Origin of the sequence: Pseudomonas sp. B14(2017), from assembly GCF_002113255.1 — a bacterium.
GTDB lineage: Bacteria > Pseudomonadota > Gammaproteobacteria > Pseudomonadales > Pseudomonadaceae > Aquipseudomonas > Aquipseudomonas putida_Z.
Genome location: NZ_NEJY01000064.1, coordinates 1 through 565 on the forward strand (window position 1 = coordinate 1; position 565 = coordinate 565).

1 pseudogene is annotated in these 565 nt (G+C 61.9%); it reads left to right on the forward strand.

The features are described from left to right. Positions 1–565 (forward strand): annotated as a pseudogene (locus CAG34_RS27345) (hypothetical protein); the annotation flags it as partial.

Sequence of the window (565 nt, forward strand, 5' to 3'; positions counted from 1 at the left end):
GCAGTCGATGATCGACCAGGTTGGCGATCTGTATGCGCGGCACTATGCCAAGCGGGCGTTTCAGCAGATCGGCTACTACGACTATGACGCGACCTCCCCTGTTTCGGTGGAGTACTTCATCCAGATGATGGCCGCCTGCCTGGCCGGCGGGCCCACTGAAACCCTGCCGCAGGAGGGTCAGCCGCTCGGGATCACCCAGCATATCTGGCAGCAACTACTGGAAGACGACCGCAGCCTGCTTTACCAGGCACTACTGGCCAAGAACCAGAAGCTGATGCAGCAGGTGGCCAACGCGCTGTCCGGGGACGACTTCGGCAAGGTGTACGACATCATCAAGGGCATCGCCGGTACCGCCGATGGCCAGCTGCTGATGATCAAGCCGATACAGGATGCCGTTGGCCAGTTGCTGGCCGCGACCAACAGCGCCGGGAATGCGCTCAGCCAGCACCTGAGTGAACGGACCAAGACCCTGATCGGCCATGTGCATCGCTCGGCGTTTGCCCTGTTTGCCGGGCAGCAGGTAACGCCGCTGCGGGTGTCGCTGACAGTGGGCGAATACATGAGC